Genomic DNA, 19,646 nt, shown 5'->3' on the forward strand with positions numbered 1-19,646 from the left:
GATAAAAAACCTTAGAATCTTAGAGTCTTAGCATCTTAGTACCTATTTTTTAAGTAAGTGACGAATTACGGTTTCAGCTGCGTGAAGGCCAAATAATCCGGGCATATAGCTATTAGTTCCGTAGAAGGATTTTTTGAAGTTTTTTCCGTCTGTTAGTTTTAAGCTTTTTTCATCCTGAATTTCAGAAGAGAAAACCACTTTCAGTTTGTTGATTTTTACCGCTTTTAATCTTTTACGAATTGCTTTTGAAAAATAACAGTTTATAGTTTTAGAAATATCGGCAACTTTAACTTTCGAAGCCAGCATTTTTCCACCAGCACCCATACTGCTTATAATTTTTACTCTTTTACGTTTTGCTGCGATAATTAAATTCAATTTTGGCGTAATGCTGTCAATACAATCCAAAACATAATCAAATTCTGGAGAAACGATTTCAAAAGCTCTTTCCGGAGATAAAAATTCCTGAACTCTTGTTAGTTTTAATTCCGGATTAATATCCATCAAACGATCTCCAACAATAGTAATTTTAGGTTGTCCTACAGTTGAATGTAATGCAGGTAATTGTCTGTTAATATTAGTAATATCAACAACATCTCCATCTACAATTGTCATATTCCCTACTCCCGCTCTGGCTAAAAACTCAGCCGCAAACGATCCAACTCCTCCTAAACCCACTACCAAAACATTGGAGTTTTTTAAGTTTTCTAATCCTTCTTTTGTAAATAAAAGCTCGGCTCTTTCTGTCCACTCTGCCATAAAATCTTTTGTTTATTTTGTTTTTCTTGTTTAAAGTTTCAGGTTTCAAGTTTCAGGTTTCAGGTTTCAAGTTTTGTTGCGTACCTATCTTTTACCAGTTACTCTATATTCTATACTCTTTATTCTATGCTCTATATTCTATATTCTATATTCTATACTCTTTATTCTATGCTCTTTATTCTATGCTCTTTATTCTATACTCTTTATTCTATACTCTTTATTCTATACTCTATTTTCTATACTCTATATTCTATACTCTATATTCTATATTCTTTCAACCACGAAATATCCTTTCAAAATTACTTGAGATAATCTCTTGTAACTCTTTAATTGTTATGTTTTTATATTCTGCTGCTAAATTATAAACTTGCTGAATACCTTCTTCTATTGTATCAGTTTCTAATAAAAATCGATTGTTTGGAATTTGCTGAAAAACCGTTTTTAATTCTGGATTTTTAAGCAAATATTTTCCAAATGAAATATAAAAGCCTGCTGCAAGTAGTTGATTGGCCAATTGACTGTTTTTCGAAAATCCGTGAATGATCATCGGAACTGAAATTTTCAATTTCTTCTTAATTTCAATCACTTCCTGGAAAGCGGCAACGCAATGAATAACCACAGGTTTCTTGTGTTTTTCGGCTAAAATCAATTGCTTTTCAAAAACTATAATCTGTTGTTCCAGTGGAATTTCAATTCTTTTATCTAAACCACATTCTCCAATAGCCAGACAATTTTTCGTCTGCAACTTTTCTTCTATAATTCTCAGATCAGCATCAATTCTGTCTTCAACAATATACCATGGATGAATTCCGATTGAATAAAATGGAATCGAAGCATCAAATTCATTGGGATACTGATTGACCAACTCCAGAATATCGGGTTGATTTGTAAATTGGTGCGTATGAAAATTAAAGAATTCCATTAGTGAAAAGTTTTAACTCCCGCTTTGATTTCAACATTTAAGTCATTTTCTAATGGAACAAGCGGACAAGAATATTTGTGATTATAAGCACAATAAGGATTGTAAGCCTGATTAAAGTCTACAGCAATAATATTTCCTTTTGGAATTTTCAAATCAATATACCTTCCTCCAATGTAACTTTCTTTTCCTGAAGTTAAATCTGAAAAAGGCAGAAACAAATGATCTTTGTATTCTTCCGTTTTCGAAAGATCAATGCTTCTGTATACATTCAATTTCAGGCTCGTGCCATCCAAAGTAAAATATAGTGTTCCATATTTTATGTATTTTGGTGTTCTTGTTCCTGTCGTTTTCATTTCAAAAACCTTTTCATTTTTGGCTTTTACAAACTTAGCATTCACAAAATATTTAGCATTGATTGGATAAAAATCTAAAGTTTTAAAAACTTTTAAATCTTCTTCCATTAACGGACTCGTCTTAGGATCAGCATATTCTGAATTTATAGTCTTCTGAAATTTTTCAGTTTCTTTTTTATCAAATTTCTTTTGACTGAAGCCAAAATTAAAAGTTAATAATAAAGTAAGAAATGCGATTTTTTTCATCTTGGAAATTTTGAACAAAAATAGTTTAAAAGTAACAAAGCAGCAACCGCGTTACGTGACAAAGTTTCCTAACTTTGTTGCAAATAACATATTTTTATAATGCTCAAAACTGCAGCCAACCACTACATCAATAATTTTAGAGGATTTTCAAGAGAAATTTGGATACTTACACTGGTCACATTCATCAATCGCGCCGGTACAATGGTACTTCCTTTTTTATCAAAATACTTAAAAGAAGACCTACACTTTTCTTATAATCAGGTTGGTTGGATTATGGTTGCATTTGGTTTGGGATCAATGTTAGGATCCTGGCTGGGCGGAAAACTTTCAGACAAAATCGGGTTTTATAAAATCATGATTTTTAGTTTATTTACCAGTGGAGTTTCCCTTTTCTTCGTACAATACATAACGACATTCTGGGGATTATGTATTGCAATGTTCCTTTTAATGGTCATTGCTGATATGTTCAGACCCGCAATGTTTGTATCTCTGGGTGCATACGCCAAACCCGAAAACAGAACACGCGCCTTAACTTTAGTGCGTTTAGCCGTAAATTTAGGTTTTGCGGCCGGACCAGCTTTAGGAGGATTGATTATTATGGGAGTTGGTTATGCCGGATTGTTCTGGGTTGACGGAGCTTCTTGTATTGTATCAATTTCGATTTTTGCTTTACTGGTAAAAGAAAAGAAAAAAGTAGCACACGATGATAAAGTAGAGAGTGGTTCAGATAAAAAATCAGTTTTTCATGATCGCATTTTTTGGGTTTTCTTATTTGTGAGCTTTGTAACGGCTATGATTTTCTTTCAGCTTTTCACAACACTTCCTTTGTATCATAATGAGAAATTCGGTTTAAGTGAATTTCAAACCGGTTTATTAATGACTTTAAATGGGCTCTTGATTTTTGCTTTAGAAATGCCAACCGTCGGGTTTATGGAGCGAAAAGGATTTCCAAAAATTAAAATTATTATTCTGGGTTCCTTTGTTATGGCTTCCAGTTTCTTTTTGCTTCTTATAAATGTTTGGGCGGGAATTCTGGTTATTAGTATGATTTGTATCTCAATTGGAGAAATTCTGACTTTTCCGTTTTCGAATGCTTTTGCTTTAAGTCGTGCGCCACGTGGTCAGGAAGGGCGCTACATGGCATTGTATACGATGAGTTTTAGTTTAGCTCATATTATTAGCTCCAAAGTAGGCTTTGAAATCATTACCCGATTAGGCTATCAGATCAACTGGTTGTTCATGGCTTCTATTGGAGTTGTAGCAACACTTTGCTGTTTTTGGATTAAAAAAGCGTTGCTTCTCGAAAAAAAACACTAAACATCTTTAACCCTTAAATCATTAAAATTCAATTTATTAACTTTAAATTTGAATTGCATTTCTATGCTCATAATTCAAATCAAACTTAATTTTTAGTTAAATAACTATTTTTATAGTTGTGTAACTAGAAAAATAGTTGTAGGTTTGAATTAAAATTAGAAAACATGCAAAAGCTAACCAACAAGGAAGAAGAAATCATGCACATTTTATGGAAGCTTAAAAAAGCTTTTGTAAAAGAGGTTCAGGCTGAAATAACAGAAGATCAACCACATTACAACACACTTTCAACTATTGTTCGTAATCTGGAGGAAAAAGGTTTTGTAGCACATAATGCGTTTGGAAATACACACCAGTATTACCCGCTAATTACTTTAGAAGCCTACAGCAAAAAGTATATGAAAACAGCTATTGATAATTACTTTAATAGTTCTTATAAAAATATGGTTTCGTTTTTTGCCAAAGAAGAAAAAATCTCTGCTGCTGAATTACGCGAAATCCTTGCCATGATCGAAACTCCAAAAGAAGACAAATAAAAATCATTGTTTATGGAAGCACTTTTTATTTATATCGCAAAATCAGCTGGCTTAGTTATATTATTTTATTGCGCTTACTTTTTTTTATTACGCAAAGAAACTTTTTTCAATAGTAACAGATGGTTTTTATTAACTGGCTTAATCACTTCTGCACTATTACCACTTGCCGTATATACGAAAGTAATTTGGGTCAATCCTACTCCGCTTTCAAATCTAAATTATTCATCGCTATATTCTGCTCAGATCGAAAAAGATGCTTTTGAAATTAATTGGAGTTTGATTTTATTAGCCCTTTACGGACTCGGAGTTTTAGTTTTACTAATAAAATTTGCTTTTGATTTTTACAGTTTAAATTCGATTTTAAAAGGAAAACAAATAAAACAACAAGCTGATTTTAAATTTGTTGATATAAACGAAAACATAGCTCCATTTTCTTACTTCGAATATATAGTATACAACTCATCAATGTATACCGCTTCTGAGTTAGAAAGTATTCTGGAACATGAAAAAGTACACAGCGATCAAAACCACACTATGGATGTTTTGATTTCAAGAGCTTTCTCCATACTATTTTGGTTTAATCCTGTCATTTGGCTTTACAAAAAAGCCATAATCCAAAATCTTGAATTTATTGCTGATGCGGCAGCAGCACAAAAGATATCAGACAAAAAAGCCTATCAATACACGCTTTTAAAAATTACAACTCATGAGAGTTGTCTATCAATCACCAATCATTTTTATCAATCATTAATCAAAAAACGAATCGTTATGTTAAACAAAAATCAATCAAAAAAGAGAAATTCATGGAAACTATGTTTAATAATTCCAGCACTGGTAGCATTTGTATTATTATTTCAAATTGAAGTAATTGCTAAAGAAAAAGGAGAAATTTCAAAAAAAGAAGTCAATAAAAAAGAGAGTTCTTTAGACGTTTACAAAATCAGCAAAACAACAACGGACCAGGAACTAAAAGAAATGGCTGAAAAAATGAAGCTAAATCATAATGTTGACGCAAAGGTTTCTGATATTGAAAGAAACTCAAATAATGAATTAACAGCCATTAGATTTGATCTTAAAAGAGGCTCAGAACAATCACAATCTTACAGAGTTAAAGGAAGTACAGCAATTAAGAATTGTGAAATTGTTATTGAAACCGAAAAAGACGGGTCTAAGAAGATAGGTCTAAAAACGGATAATGAAAATGGTAACGTAAAGGTTATCAATAAAGAACATAAAATTAAAATAAACAAAGTTGTAAACTCTAATATTAATTCTAATGCTGAAACTACTGATAATACTAATACAAACATTAGTACAAATACTAGTACAACTACTAATGTAAATACGGATATAAATACGGACGAAAATACAAATGTAAAAGTTGGCCTTAGTAAAGATTTAAAAAATCCTGCTAAAATGACAAACAGCATCAGTATAACAACTAAAGGAAATGGTAATCCTAAACCATTAATTATTATAGATGGAGAAATTGTTTATGATGTAGATATCAAGGATCTTGATTCTGACAACATTAAGTCAATTCACGTATATAAAGATTCAGAGCTTATAAAAAAATACGGAGACGAAGGTAAAAATGGCGTAATTATAATTGAAACTAAATAATACTTTTCGATTCTTTTAAAAAACTAACCAAAGCCATGCAAAAACTAACCAACAAAGAAGAAGAAATAATGCATATTTTATGGAAGCTTAGAAAAGCTTTTGTAAAAGAGATTCAGGCAGAAATAACAGAGGATCAGCCGCATTATAATACGCTCTCTACTATTGTTCGAAATTTGGAAGAAAAAGGATATGTGAATCACAATGCTTTTGGAAATACGCATCAATATTATCCCATTGTAAGTATTGAAGATTACAGAAAAGGTTTTATGAGTACTGCTATTGATAATTATTTCAACAGTTCTTATAAAAGTATGGTTTCATTTTTTGCCAAAGAAGAAAAAATTTCTGCGGATGAATTACGTGAAATCTTAGCTATGATCGAAGAACCAAACGAAGATAAATAAGCATTATGGAAACACTTTTCATTTTTATAGCAAAATCAAGCGGGTTAGTCATACTATTTTATTTCGCTTACTTTTTTTTACTTCGTAAAGAAACTTTTTTCAGTAGCAACAGATGGTTTCTGTTAGCCGGTCTTATAACTTCATTAGTTTTACCTTTTGTGGTTTATACCAAAATTGTATGGGTCGATCCTACTCCAATGCCTGCTGCTATGAATTATGCTGCTGCTTTTATTCCGAATACTAATACTATTCCGGAAGAGACCTTTGAAATCAATTGGAATTATGTCGCTCTTGTTATTTATAGTATTGGATTTTTAGCACTTATAATAAAATTTGCAACTGATTTTTACAGTTTGAACTCTGTATTGAAAGGCAGAGAAATACAACAGGAAGCCGATTTTAAATTTATAGATATTAAAGAAAACATTGCTCCATTTTCTTATTTTGATTATATCGTATACAACTCATCACTGTATAGCGCAGCAGAATTAGAAAGTATTTTAGAACATGAAAAAGTGCATAGCGATCAAAATCATACAGTAGATGTGATTATTTCAAGAATATTTTGTGTACTGTTTTGGTTCAATCCAATTATTTGGTTGTACAAAAAAGCAATTCTTCAAAATCTTGAGTTCATCGCTGATTACGAAGCTTCCAAAAAAATAGCAGACAAAAAAGCGTATCAATACACGCTTTTAAAAATAACAACACATGAAACTTGTGTTGCCATCACCAATCATTTTTATCAATCATTAATCAAAAAACGAATTGTCATGTTAAACAAAAATCAATCAAAAAAAACAAATTACTGGAAATATTGTACCATAATTCCGGCACTTGCTGCATTTGTATTTTTATTTCAAATAGAAGTCATTGCTCAGGAGAAAAAAGAAACTCAGGAAATTGCTAAAACGACTGCAGATGATGTTTACAAAATCGAAAAAACAACAACAGATCAGGAATTAAAAGTAATTGCTGAAAAAATAAAACAAAAGCACAATTTTGATGTTGCTATATCGAATGTAAAAAGAAATACAAATAAGGAATTAACGGCCATTAAAATGAATATTAAAAAAGGAACTCAAGAGGTTCAAACTATTCAGATTGATGGAGAAGAAGCAATAAAAAGCTTTGGTCTGGTAGTATCAACGGAAGGTGATAATATAAAAAAAATTGGTGTTGTTACAGACGGTGAGACAAACAAATCAATGATGCTTCAGGATCGCATCGCCGATGTTGATGAAGTAAATAGTCAAGATGTTAACGAAATGCATGTTGCACCTCCTGCTCCACCTGCTCCTCCTGCAAGAATGGGTAATATTGCACCTCCAGCACCACCGGTAGCACCAGCTTTTCCTGGAGGATCTATGCCAAAATTACCATCTATAGACATGTCTAAAATGCCGAAAGCGCCAGCACCACCAGCAAACCCAAGGGATAAAGTAGCGATGGCAAACTTTGAAAAAAAAATGGCTGAATTTGAAAAAAAAATGGAAGCATTTGAACCAACTCTTTCTGCCTACGAAAAACAAGTGAATGAAATCATGTCTAAACATGAAGCATTATATGGTAAGGATATGGAAAAGTATGAAATTGCCATGGAAAAATTCAGCGTAGATATGGATAAATACGCTAAATACATCGAAGAAACAGTTGGAAAAGACATGAAGGATTACGAAAAAAACATGAAAGAATACGAAAAGGACATGAAAGCCTATGAAAAAGAAATGAAGAAACTGGATAAGGAAAGTAGAAAATCTTAGTTTTTTTAATTATTCAATTTCTAAAATTCATAAATGAAAAAATCCTTTTTAACCGTACTTCTCTTCGTTTTAAATCTATCGTTTGGTCAAAATAAACAAAGTAATTCTATAGAAGAGGAAATTGATCATTATATAAAAAATGTAATTGAAATAAACCAAATTCCGGGAGTGGCACTAGCTGTTATAAAAGACGGAAAAGTAATTTATGAGAACTATTTTGGGAAAGCCAACTTAGAAGAAAATAAAGCAGTGGATAAAAACACTGCTTTTAAAATTTTCTCGACAACCAAATTAATAACAACCGTGGGTGTTTTTCAACTTATCGAAACCGGAAAGTTATCTTTAGAAGATCCAATTTCTAAATATTTAGATAATCTGCCAAAAGAATGGCAGGAAATACAAATTAAAAATTTACTGACACATTCTTCTGGCCTTCCAGATGTTGTTCAGTTTGATGATATTCCGTTTACATTGCCGTATACTGAAAAGATTTCTTTATTAGCAAAAAAACCAATGCAATTTGCTACTGGAAATCAATACCGCTACAATCAAACCAATTATTTATTTTTAGCTAAAATCATTGAAAAAATTACAGGTTTAACTTTTGACGAATATATCCTGAAAAATCAATTTCCAGAAGCAAAATCTAACACTTTCTTTTTATCTGATTTTGGGCAACTTACCCCAAATGGTGCCGTTCGCTATAATTACAATATTGAAAATAAAAAATACGAGAAAAATAATTACAACAGCGGCCCCGATTCACATTCAGCAAATGGATTAAATATTACATTATCTGAATTTATTAAATGGAATGAAAATTTAGATAAAGATGTCTATCTAAAAAAAGAAACCAAATATTCGATGTGGCAACAATTTCATTTTGCCAACAATACAGATCGTTTTGCTTATGGGTGGGAAATTATTCCCGTAAATAAAATTCTTTCGTATGGTTTTACCGGAGGTAATGAAACTGCTTTTAGAAAATTCACAAATAATGATTTAACCATTATCTTTTTATCAAATGGTCATAAATATTCTAATTTATATGTGCAAAGTCAGGTTATAAATCATGTTGCTGCAATTGTAGATAAAACACTAAGAGACGATTATCTTTTAGCCGGAGAAAAAATAAATCAGGATTTTTTGAAATTAAAAATTTCAGCGTCAGAGCAAAATTATTTGACACTTAAAAAGAACCATCCAGATTGGAATTTTGAATATCGATTAAATATCATTGGTTATGCATTAATGAACGATGGCCGTCTAAATGATGCTATCAAAGTTTTTGAATTGAATGCAAAAGAAAATCCCAAATCAGGCACTGCTTTTGACAGTTTAGCTGAAAGTTATTTTAATAATAAGCAATTAGAAATAGCCAGGAAAACCTATGAAAAATCGCTAGAATTATCGCCTGATAATTCGAATGCAAAAGAAATGCTCGAAAAAATAAAAATACAGCTTTCTAAAAAATCATAATAACGCCTATAAAATCCTAAAAAAGACTTTGCACAACCGCAAAGTCTTTTTTTATATCTTTGAAAAAAACAAACCTACTATGTTTAAAATTTTAGCCAAAATAAATAAACTTCTTTTACCGAGTTTTACCAAACAAGGATTAGATATTTCTAAAGCAAAAAAATGGCAGATGGCGATTATTGGTTATCGCGCTTATGTTACAAAACGTGCTGTAAAATAACATACAACTTCCTTTGTAGTTGCTTCCTTGCAACGCATTTTTCTATTTGAAGTAAGTAGAAATGTCTCCTTCAAAACTTATTTCGTAGTTTTGCAATCCATTTCAATTTCTTATGAAAAATAAAGAATTCAACATCCCTCCTGTTCCGGCAGTACTCTTAGCAATTATTAGTGTACAATGTGGTGCGGCAATCGCTAAAACACTTTTCCCAGCAATTGGTGCAGCAGGAACAGCATCGATTAGAATCGGAATATCAGCATTAATTTTATTATTGGCGTACAGACCAAATCTAAAAGCAATTACACGTGAACAATGGAAAATTGTAGTTCCCTATGGCTTGTCTTTGGGTGCTATGAATTTAATTTTTTATTTTGCAATAGAAAGAATTCCGATTGGACTGGCTGTAACTTTAGAATTCATCGGCCCATTATTAGTTGCTATCATAGGATCAAAAAGAGTAATCGATTATTGCTGGGTTTTGCTTGCTGCAATGGGAATTGTATTAATAGCTCCATGGTCAAATGATAAAGTCGATTTACTAGGAGTTTTATTTGCTCTTTTAGCAGGAGCACTTTGGGCAGCGTATATCGTTTTAGGTGGAAAAATTTCTAAAATTATGAATAGTGGTCAGGCAGTTTCTACCGGAATGTTGTTTGCGGCTATTTTAATTCTGCCTTTTGGTCTTTTCGAAAATGGACTTGCTAATCTTACCACGAAGTTTTTCGGAATGGGAGTTGCGTTGGCACTTTTGTCTAGTGCTATTCCGTTTACGCTTGAAATGAAAGCTTTGGGTCAGCTTCCTCCACGTACTTTTAGTATTTTAATGAGTTTAGAGCCTGCCGCTGCAGCAATTTGTGCATTTATCTTTCTGCAGGAAAAGCTGAGTTTTTATGAAGTTTTAGCAGTAGTTTGTGTTGTTGTAGCGTCAGCCGGATCAACTTTAACAGCGAAACGATAAAGCTATAAAATCTTCAAAATAAAAATTCCAAATTCCACTTTTAAAGTTTGGGATTTGGAATTTTTAAAAATAGGAATTTGAATAAGTATTACATTTTAGGTAATAAAACAGTATCTACTACGTGAATTACACCATTTGACTGATTCACATCTGCAATTGTAACTTTAGATTTGTTACCGCTTTCGTCGCTAATATATAACTCTTTTCCATCCATCCAGGCAGTTAAAGTTCCACCACTTACTGTTTTAAGAGTTGCTTTTCCTTTACCAGCTTTAATTGCTTTAGCGATATCAGAAGAATTCATTTTTCCGGCAACAACATGATAGGTTAAAATCGTTTGCAACGTTTTGATGTTTTCTGGTTTCAATAAAGTTTCAACAGTTCCTGCTGGTAATTTGTCAAATGCTGCATTTGTTGGAGCAAAAACGGTGAACGGTCCTTTACTTTGCAATGTTTCTACCAAACCTGCAGCTTTTACGGCAGCAACCAATGTTGTATGATCTTTTGAATTTACTGCATTTTCAACAATATTTTTATTAGGATACATTGCAGCTCCACCAACCATTACTGTTTTTTGTGCAAAAGATGTAAATGCAAATCCAATTGTTAAGATTGCTACGGCTAAAAAATTTCTAGTTTTCATAATTAATATTTTAAGTTATAAGCTCATTTACGGGATAGTTTTCGTTTTGGTTTTATTAAAAATTTAAAAAAGATTAAAAATCATTACAAAATCTTCAAGAGCAACTGTAAAACAAGCCTTTAAAGCATAAATTTATTTTCGAATCATTTTGCAATTAGCGAAGAGTTCATTGTGTAATTATTACTAATTTTAAGTAATAAATCAATTTTGATGGAAAAAGAAAACCAAAATGGTCATGGTACAAAACATATTATCCAAAGCTTATTAGTAAATATTGCAATAGCCGCATCAAAAGGCTTTGCTGCTTTTATGACTGGATCGGGAGCAATGTTAGCAGAAACTATCCATTCGACAGCCGATTGTGCTAATCAACTTTTACTTTTACTTGGTCTAAAACAGGCAAAAAAAGATGCTGATCAGGAACATTCTTTTGGCTATGGAAAAGCAGTTTATTTTTGGTCGTTCATGGTAGCAATGCTTTTATTTTCAATTGGCGGTATGTTTTCAATTTATGAAGGGGTTCATAAATATAATAATCCAGAACCTGTGCATAATATTGGTTGGGCGATTGGGATAATTATTTTTTCTATCGGAATGGAAGGTTATGCATTGATTTCGAATATTATCGAACTTCGTAAACGTAAAAAATCCATCCCTTTTTTCCGCTATCTCCATGTTACAAAAGACAGTGATTTGATTATTATTTTTGGAGAAAACGCCGCGGCTGTGTTAGGCCTTATAATTGCCTTAACTGCATTATTGTTATCACATTATACTGGCGATAGTCGTTATGATGCTATTGGTTCGCTTGCAATTGGCGTAGTTTTGATTGCGGTAGCAATCTTTTTAGCAAGCGAAGTAAAATCTTTGTTAATTGGTGAAAGTGCTGATGCTATAATTATTGATACTATTAATAAAATTGCTGCTGATAATAGCAACATTACAGAAGTAATTAATTGCAGAACCGTACAACAAGGTCCGGCAGAAGTGTTGGTTTGTATTAAAATAAAAATAATTCCGGATCTTACAACTCAAAAAATTAGTGTCTTAATTAATGATTTCGAAAAAGAGCTTCGCACACAGCATCCTGAAGTAAAGTATTTATACATTGAACCTGATTTTCAGGAATGGAAATAAATTAGAATTATTTCAATTTACAGTTCTTATTTCATATATTTATATAAATTTTAACTATTAAATAGAAATATTTTCATAAATATTATTAATTTAAAGCATTACTATTAGTCGCGATGTCAAATATAAATACTACAAAAGTAAGAAGTAAAAAGTTAAGCACAAGAGTCGATTTAACAGCTATGGTCAGCATATCATTTTTATTGATTATATTTTTTATGGTGACGATTGAGTTGTCGAAACCGAAAGCTATTGATTTAAGTCTGCCTGATAATGATGTAACTTGTGGTGGATGGCATGGCTGTGGCGAAAATAGAATTATAACAATATTACTAGGAGAAAATAACAAATTAATATCCTACATGGGTATTTTAGAATCTCCTATATCGCCTGCAAAAGAAATGAAATATGGAAAAGAAGGAATTCGTAAAGAACTTTTAAAAAGAAATAAAAGTGAAAGCGAATATTCTAATAGTCTTGGAAGGCCAAAAAGAGGTGCAATCGTAATTATAAAACCTAGCAAAAAATGCAACTTTAAAAATTTAGTTGATATTCTTGATGAAATGAAAATTGCAAATATTAACACGTACGCAATTGTAAATGAATTTTCTCCAGAAGAAACAAAACTAATAGCTTCAAAATAAAACATTTTTAAACCATGGAAATTTTACCTAAAAAAGTAAGAAGTAAAAAGTTAAGTACGAGAGTTGATTTAACTGCAATGGTCAGCATTTCGTTTTTGCTTATTATCTTTTTTATGGTGACAATTGAGTTAGCGAAGCCTAATGGTTTAGATCTCGGTCTTCCTGATAAAAATCCAACTTGTGGAGGATGGCATGGTGGATGTATTGATGGTAATCGTTTGTATACAATTCTATTAAATGATAATGATCAAATAATAACCTATTCGGGATTATTAGAATTTGAAAATAATGTCGTAAAAGAAATTGATTATAGTAAAAATGGAATTCGCAAAGAAGTATTTCGTAAGAAGAACGAAATAAGTGAGTATATGACCGCTATGGGAAAGCCTAAAAGTGGTGTAATTGTAATCATCAAACCAAGTAATAAATGCAATTATAAAAATTTAGTAGATATTTTAGATGAAATGAAAATTGCAAATATTAACACGTACGCAATTGTAAATGAATTTTCTCCAGAAGAAACAAAACTATTAGCTTCAAAATAAAACATTTCAAACTATGGAAAATTTACCTAAAAAAGTAAGAAGCAAAAAATTAAGTACAAGAGTCGATTTAACTGCTATGGTCAGCGTTTCGTTTTTGTTGATTATATTTTTTATGGTGACAATTGAGTTGGCAAAGCCCAAAATGATGGAGTATGAATATGGTTATCATGGAGGTTGTGGTCCTGAACCTGAATGTAACAAACCTGATGAAAATCGTATTCTTACTGTCTTACTAGATGATAATAATAAAATGATTACCTATATGGGATTATTATATGCTCCAATCCAGGAACCTAAACAAATTCATTATGGTAAAAACGGAATACGAAAAGAATTATTAGTCATTGATAAAAAGGTTCATGAATATTCAGCAAGCTTTGGAAGACCACAAATTGGAGTTACAGTTATTATTAAACCAAGTAAAAAATCTAACTATGGTAATTTAGTAGATATTTTAGATGAGATGAAAATAACAGGAATAAAATCTTATGCAATAGTAGATTATTATACTCCTGAAGAATCAAAATTGTTGGCTGAAAATAATCAAAACTTCTTTTGAAAACTACTGCCCTAGCCCAGATAGAAGGGAAAATCCTTTTGTGCCGGTGTTCGGCATAAAAGATTTGGAATGATAGCTGGAAATAGCTTCTAGTTTAAATTAAACTTCAGTTTTAAATTCCAACTGTTACAAATTTCTCGACTTCGGTCGAAGTGACATGATTGTGAATAATGCATTATCGATTTAGCAAATGAGATTGCTTCGTTCCTCGCAAAGACAAGAATAAAAAAATCTGTTTTAATCTGCGTTTTCGCTTGCGAATCCGTATCATCAGCGTTCCATTACAAAGAAAACCTGAAACTAAAAACATAAAAAAAGTCCCACATTGCTGTGGGACTTTCTATTTAGAGGAAACTAAGAATTATTTTTTCTCAGTTTTTTCCATTTTAGCTTTTAATGCAGCTAATACATCATTGTTATCTCCTAAAGTTGCAGCTGGTGCATTTGTGTTAGAAGAGTTAGATGAAGTATTTTCAGTTGCAGCTTTCACGTTTTTCTCTTCTTCTTCACGGAAGATAGCAGTGTGAGAAGCAACTACTCTTTTGAATTCTTTGTTGAATTCGATTACTTTGAAATCAGCAGTATCACCTTTTTTCAATTTCTTTCCGTCTTCTTTTTCAAGGTGACGAGTAGGAATGAAAGCAACGATATCATCTCCAAATTCTACAGTAGCTCCTTTGTCAACGATTTCAGAAATTTCACCATTGTGGATAGTTCCTACAGCGAAAGAATCTTCGTATTGATCCCAAGGATTAGCAGTAGTTTGTTTGTGACCTAAAGATAATTTACGTCCTTCAACATCTAATTCTAATACAACTACATCAAGTTTCTCACCAACATTTACAAATTCAGATGGGTGTTTGATTTTCTTAGTCCAAGATAAGTCAGAGATGTAAATTAATCCATCAATTCCTTCTTCTAATTCTACGAAAATACCAAAGTTTGTAAAGTTTCTAACGATACCTGTATGTTTAGAACCTACTGGGTATTTAGAAGTAATGTCAGTCCATGGATCTTGAGTCAATTGTTTGATACCTAATGACATTTTACGGTCATCTCTATCTAAAGTTAAGATAACAGCCTCAACAACATCTCCAACTTTTACGAAATCCTGAGCAGAACGTAAATGAGTTGACCATGACATTTCAGAAACGTGGATTAAACCTTCAACACCTTCAGCAACTTCGATAAATGCACCGTAATCAGCGATTACAACTACTTTACCTTTTACTTTATCACCAATAGTTAAATTAGCATCTAAAGCATCCCATGGGTGAGCGTTTAATTGTTTCAATCCTAATTGAATTCTTGTTTTCTCATCATCGAAATCAAGGATTACAACGTTTAATTTTTGGTCTAATTCAAGAACTTCACTTGGGTGGTTGATTCTACTCCAAGAAAGGTCAGTAATGTGAATTAATCCGTCAACACCACCTAAGTCAATGAACACACCATAAGAAGTAATGTTTTTAACAACACCTTCTAATACTTGTCCTTTTTGTAATTGACCGATGATTTCTTTTTTCTGTACTTCGATATCAGCTTCGATAAGCGCTTTATGAGATACAACAACGTTTTTGAATTCGTGGTTAATTTTTACCACTTTGAATTCCATCATTTTGTTTACATATACATCGTAGTCTCTAATTGGCTTAACGTCAATTTGAGAACCAGGTAAGAAAGCTTCAATTCCGAAAACGTCAACGATCATACCACCTTTAGTTCTGCATTTTACAAAACCATTAACGATTTCTCCTGTTTCATTTGCAGAAATAACTCTATCCCATGATTTAATAGTACGTGCTTTTCTGTGAGATAATACTAATTGACCTGTTTTGTCCTCACGGATGTCGATTAATACTTCTACTTTGTCACCAACTTTTAAGTTCGGGTTGTAACGGAATTCGTTTAAAGAAATAACACCTTCCGATTTTGCATTGATATCAACGATAACGTCTCTATCTGTAATTCTAACAACTACACCTTCAACTACTTCTTCTTGATCTGTAGCGATGAAAGTTTTTGATACTAAGTCTTCGAATTCTTGTAAGTTTTTCTCATCTACTGCATCGATACCTTCTTCGAAGTTATGCCAGTTAAAATTTGCTAAAAACTCTTCTTGTGATTTTAATTGTTCAGACATGCTGATAAAAAATTTGTATTCTGTTTTCCTCGAGTTTCATAAAGCAGTAGAAAAAACAGAAGTTGTTTTACATAAATAGTTGATACCTAAAGGAAACTCTTCTTTGCCAAAAGGTTTGCAAAATTAATACAAATATTTGTAATAGCAAAACAATTCTAAATGATTATCAGCCAATTGTTCAGGAGCAGAAGATTTTAGGTTTTTAAGACGTTCAGTCCCGCTATCCGTTTCAATCTTTTGTGCCGAACCCCGGCATAAAAGGATTTCCACTTCTATCGGGGCTAGGCAAGAACGATTAGTAGTTTTTCACACCTTTTGCTTTCGATTAAAAACAAACCCGACAGATTTTAAAAACCTGTCGGGTTTACTATGTACAACTATCTTCTATGCGCGATTTACCTTTGTCAAAGTTTTAACCTTTGACAAAGGTCTACTTGAAAGGTCATTTAAATTTAGAAATATGTTTGAGAAGTTTTTTCTCGTATTTGTCCCTTTCTTTGGTTCCAATTTTCCCTATAAGTTTATCTTTCATTTCAGAAAGAGAATATAATTTTATTTTTGTCTTTGCCATAATATTCATTTATATAATTCATTTAACAAAAAATACCACAATGATTTCCGCATATAGAAATCATTGTGGTATTTGTATTTATTTTTTATTCTAATTTTCAAAACTAAAAGTCTTGAAAAAAACTTTTTCTTAATGACTCAAATTCTCCAATTCCTTTGGATCATGTTTGTATTTAAATAAAAATGCAAATAAAATTAAAATTACAAAAGCATATCCTGCAAATGAAAACCAAACCTCTGGCCACTGAACTCTATTTCCAATAGTAAAGTAACTCACTGTTCTTCCTGCAAATTCCCCACCTAAAATAGCACCAATTCCATTGGTCATCAACATAAATAATCCTTGTGCGCTTGACCTTATTTTACTATCTGTTTCTCTCTCAACAAATAAAGAACCAGAAATATTAAAGAAATCAAAAGCCATTCCATAAACGATCATTGATAATACAAGGAAAATAACTCCTGAACCTGGATTTCCAATTCCAAATAAAGCAAAACGTAATACCCATGCAATCATACTAAATATCATTACTTGTTTGATTCCAAATCTCTTTAAGAAAAATGGTATAGTTAAGATAAATAATGTTTCGGAAATTTGAGACAATGAAATTATAAAAACTGAATGCTCTACACCAAAAGTACCATGATACTCCGGATTAGAACCAAAATCTCTAATAAATGTATCCCCAAACATATTTGTGACTTGTAATGCCGCACCTAATAACATTGCAAAAACAAAAAATACTGCCATTTTCTTTTGTTTAAATAACACAAAAGCATCCAATCCAAATTTACTTGACAAAGATTGATTCGTATTTTTATTTTCTGCTGGCACATCAGGCATTGTAAAAGAAAACAAACCTGTAATTATCATAGCTACTGACGCAAAAATAAATTGATTTGTATTTGATTTCCAGTCTGTTAAATCAGTAACCCACATTGCAATTATAAACCCTACTGTACCCCAAACACGAATTGGAGTAAAAGCTTCTTGTACATTAAATTTGAACTTATTTAAAACAGCGTAGCTTACAGAATTATTTAAAGCTATAGTTGGCATATAAAAACAACTAGTCGCAAAAATAACCCAATACATTTCAGTAGAATTAGTTGCTTTTGTTGCAAAGAAAATTGCGACTCCAGCGACTATATGAGCAATACCCAAAACTTTTTGCGCACTAAAATATTTATCAGCGATTATACCAAGTAATGCAGGCATAAATAGACTTGCCCATCCCATTGAACCATATGTCCTTCCTATTGATAAACCAACACTTCCACCTTCAATTGGACCAAAAACCTGCCCCATATATCCTCCCAATGAAATCAACCAAACTCCCCAAACAAAAAATTGGAGAAAATTCATAATTGTCAGTCTTAATTTAATTCCCATATGATGAAATTGTCTTTTAAATAAAATGAAGCGGTAAAACTACCATTAAAAATGATATCTGCAAAAAATTATACGGTTTTAACAACGTCATTTATCAATTCTAAAACAGCTGCAAATTGCTCTTCTCTGGTTAAGTAAGAATTATCTATTTCAATTGCATCATCAGCAATAACTAAAGGTGAATCTTGGCGGTGTGTATCTATATAATCTCTTTCTACTACATTCTTCAAAACATCTTCATAAGATACATTATCGCCTTTTTGTTGTAGTTCATCAAAACGTCTTTGCGCACGGGTTTCGGCGCTTGCAGTCATAAATATTTTTAGTTCGGCATCCGGAAAAACAACAGTTCCTATATCTCTTCCATCCATTACGATCGCTTTGTTTTTCCCCATTTCCTGTTGCTGTTCTACTAATTTAGAACGCACTTCAGAAACTTCGGCTACTTTACTTACAAAATTCGAAACTTCAATAGTTCTGATTTGTTTTTCAACGTTTTCACCATTCAAGAACATTTCAGCAAAACCTAAATCGGCATTAAATTTAAATTCCAATTGAATTTTTGGCACTGAAGCTATAAGTGCTTCTTTATCAAAAGAATCAGCTCCAATAAATTTATTCTCCATTGCAAACAAAGCTACTGCACGATACATGGCTCCTGTATCTACATAAACATACTCCAACTCTTTTGCTAATTGTTTTGCTAAAGTGCTTTTTCCTGTAGACGAGTACCCATCGATTGCAATCGTTATTTTTTTCAATTTTTTATATTTTAAATTTAACTTTACGTGTTTCAGGTCCTCTCTAGTAATAAATACTCATTACAATATTAGATTCAGAGCCGTCAATTATTTTAGCGGTTCTTTCAAAATATTCTTTATTGACCATTGGGCAACCAAAACTGTTGCAAATATATCCTTTTTGCTCTTTATATGGAACATCAAAATAGTAATGAAAAACAATATCGCGATAAAATGCATTGCTATTGGTCTTATCTAATCCGTATAATTTATAGGCTTTCCCGAACTTCCCGTAATAAGAATTTCCAATATAATATTTTCCTATTGAAGTACTTAATGAATTTGGAACATTGCTAAATTTCAATTTCCCTTTCATATTGGTTTCAGAGCCGGAACCATGAGCAACCAGGCCTCTATCTATAATTTTATTGGTTTTTAAATCATAAACGAAGAAACGATTCTTGCCAGACGGCATTTTCATATCAATAAAAAATGCAATTCTTTTATTGTATTTTTTATTACTTTCTACCAGCTTCTTAACTGCATTTATCTGCTTAAGTTCAACAATTGCTGTAACAGATGAAAAACGTTTCTTTTCTTTATAAAAAAAATTATAGCCTATAAAAACAAAAAGTATCATAAGAAAAACGATTAAGATCTTCTTCATATGATACTTGCTATTAAATTATAAAATATTAAAA

Annotated in this window: 20 protein-coding genes; 12 read left to right on the forward strand and 8 right to left on the reverse strand. The window is 31.7% G+C overall.

All coding sequences use genetic code 11. The annotated features are described in order from the left end of the window. Window positions 1–42: 42 nt before the first annotated feature. The 3 genes from B0A65_RS02900 to B0A65_RS02915 form a co-directional block, all read right to left on the reverse strand. The gene (locus B0A65_RS02900) at window positions 43–756 is read right to left on the reverse strand and encodes a tRNA threonylcarbamoyladenosine dehydratase (RefSeq protein WP_074661610.1); all 714 of its coding nucleotides are present in this window, start codon (window positions 754–756) and stop codon (window positions 43–45) included. Window positions 757–1,030: 274 nt separating this feature from the next. Beyond that, window positions 1,031–1,678, reverse strand: a complete 648-nt coding sequence (locus B0A65_RS02910) for a TatD family hydrolase (RefSeq protein ID WP_074661613.1) — start codon at window positions 1,676–1,678, stop codon at window positions 1,031–1,033. Beyond that, window positions 1,678–2,277: a DUF1684 domain-containing protein gene (locus B0A65_RS02915; RefSeq protein WP_074661617.1), complete on the reverse strand. Its 600-nt coding sequence runs from the start codon at window positions 2,275–2,277 to the stop codon at window positions 1,678–1,680. The genes B0A65_RS02910 and B0A65_RS02915 overlap by 1 nt, the downstream gene beginning before the upstream one ends. Window positions 2,278–2,376: 99 nt before the next feature. Here B0A65_RS02915 and B0A65_RS02920 point away from each other — a divergent pair, with 99 nt between their 5' ends. The 8 genes from B0A65_RS02920 (at window position 2,377) to B0A65_RS02955 (ending at window position 10,574) form a co-directional block, all read left to right on the forward strand. Next, a complete protein-coding gene (locus B0A65_RS02920; protein WP_074661620.1) occupies window positions 2,377–3,594 on the forward strand; it encodes an MDR family MFS transporter in 1,218 nt (405 codons plus the stop codon). Window positions 3,595–3,758: 164 nt separating this feature from the next. Further along, a complete protein-coding gene (locus B0A65_RS02925; protein ID WP_074661623.1) occupies window positions 3,759–4,127 on the forward strand; it encodes a BlaI/MecI/CopY family transcriptional regulator in 369 nt (122 codons plus the stop codon). Between the two features lie 12 nt (window positions 4,128–4,139). Beyond that, complete coding sequence (locus tag B0A65_RS02930; RefSeq protein WP_074661625.1) at window positions 4,140–5,750, forward strand: M56 family metallopeptidase; 1,611 nt, start codon at window positions 4,140–4,142, stop codon at window positions 5,748–5,750. A gap of 35 nt (window positions 5,751–5,785) precedes the next feature. Continuing rightward, a complete protein-coding gene (locus B0A65_RS02935) occupies window positions 5,786–6,154 on the forward strand; it encodes a BlaI/MecI/CopY family transcriptional regulator (protein ID WP_074661628.1) in 369 nt (122 codons plus the stop codon). 5 nt (window positions 6,155–6,159) lie between these two features. Next, window positions 6,160–7,917 carry a M56 family metallopeptidase gene (locus B0A65_RS02940; protein WP_074661631.1) on the forward strand — a complete coding sequence of 586 codons (1,758 nt, stop codon included), beginning with the start codon at window positions 6,160–6,162 and terminating at the stop codon, window positions 7,915–7,917. Between the two features lie 33 nt (window positions 7,918–7,950). Next, on the forward strand, window positions 7,951–9,396 hold the full coding sequence (locus tag B0A65_RS02945; RefSeq protein ID WP_074661633.1) for a serine hydrolase domain-containing protein: 1,446 nt from the start codon (window positions 7,951–7,953) through the stop codon (window positions 9,394–9,396). A gap of 79 nt (window positions 9,397–9,475) precedes the next feature. Next, window positions 9,476–9,616 (forward strand): SsrA-binding protein, encoded by a 141-nt coding sequence (locus tag B0A65_RS02950; protein WP_074661636.1) that lies wholly within the window; start codon window positions 9,476–9,478, stop codon window positions 9,614–9,616. A 112-nt stretch (window positions 9,617–9,728) separates the two neighbouring features. Continuing rightward, entirely contained in the window at window positions 9,729–10,574 is an 846-nt protein-coding gene (locus B0A65_RS02955) for an EamA family transporter (protein ID WP_074661638.1), read from the forward strand. 88 nt (window positions 10,575–10,662) lie between these two features. Here the strand turns inward: B0A65_RS02955 and B0A65_RS02960 are convergent, their stop codons facing one another. After that, window positions 10,663–11,217, reverse strand: coding sequence for a fasciclin domain-containing protein (locus tag B0A65_RS02960; protein WP_074661641.1), 555 nt, complete (start codon window positions 11,215–11,217; stop codon window positions 10,663–10,665). A gap of 210 nt (window positions 11,218–11,427) precedes the next feature. On the opposite strand from B0A65_RS02960, the gene B0A65_RS02965 reads away from it, so the two are divergent. From B0A65_RS02965 to B0A65_RS02980, 4 genes are all read left to right on the forward strand, one after another. Beyond that, window positions 11,428–12,354, forward strand: coding sequence for a cation diffusion facilitator family transporter (locus B0A65_RS02965; RefSeq protein ID WP_074661644.1), 927 nt, complete (start codon window positions 11,428–11,430; stop codon window positions 12,352–12,354). 113 nt (window positions 12,355–12,467) lie between these two features. Beyond that, window positions 12,468–12,995 carry an ExbD/TolR family protein gene (locus tag B0A65_RS02970; RefSeq protein ID WP_074661647.1) on the forward strand — a complete coding sequence of 176 codons (528 nt, stop codon included), beginning with the start codon at window positions 12,468–12,470 and terminating at the stop codon, window positions 12,993–12,995. A gap of 14 nt (window positions 12,996–13,009) precedes the next feature. After that, window positions 13,010–13,540 (forward strand): ExbD/TolR family protein, encoded by a 531-nt coding sequence (locus B0A65_RS02975; protein WP_074661649.1) that lies wholly within the window; start codon window positions 13,010–13,012, stop codon window positions 13,538–13,540. 13 nt (window positions 13,541–13,553) lie between these two features. Next, window positions 13,554–14,099, forward strand: coding sequence for an ExbD/TolR family protein (locus B0A65_RS02980; RefSeq protein WP_074661652.1), 546 nt, complete (start codon window positions 13,554–13,556; stop codon window positions 14,097–14,099). 361 nt (window positions 14,100–14,460) lie between these two features. Here B0A65_RS02980 and rpsA read toward each other — a convergent pair whose 3' ends face one another. From rpsA to B0A65_RS03005, 4 genes are all read right to left on the reverse strand, one after another. Then, entirely contained in the window at window positions 14,461–16,242 is a 1,782-nt protein-coding gene (gene rpsA, locus B0A65_RS02985) for a 30S ribosomal protein S1 (protein ID WP_074661654.1), read from the reverse strand. A gap of 700 nt (window positions 16,243–16,942) precedes the next feature. Next, a complete protein-coding gene (locus B0A65_RS02995; protein WP_074661657.1) occupies window positions 16,943–18,205 on the reverse strand; it encodes a nucleoside permease in 1,263 nt (420 codons plus the stop codon). Window positions 18,206–18,273: 68 nt separating this feature from the next. Next, window positions 18,274–18,966: a (d)CMP kinase gene (gene cmk, locus B0A65_RS03000; protein WP_074661659.1), complete on the reverse strand. Its 693-nt coding sequence runs from the start codon at window positions 18,964–18,966 to the stop codon at window positions 18,274–18,276. Between the two features lie 43 nt (window positions 18,967–19,009). Beyond that, window positions 19,010–19,612: a murein L,D-transpeptidase catalytic domain-containing protein gene (locus tag B0A65_RS03005; RefSeq protein ID WP_074661662.1), complete on the reverse strand. Its 603-nt coding sequence runs from the start codon at window positions 19,610–19,612 to the stop codon at window positions 19,010–19,012. Window positions 19,613–19,646: the final 34 nt, after the last annotated feature.

The organism is Flavobacterium frigidimaris, assembly GCF_002217275.1.
GTDB lineage: Bacteria > Bacteroidota > Bacteroidia > Flavobacteriales > Flavobacteriaceae > Flavobacterium > Flavobacterium aquidurense.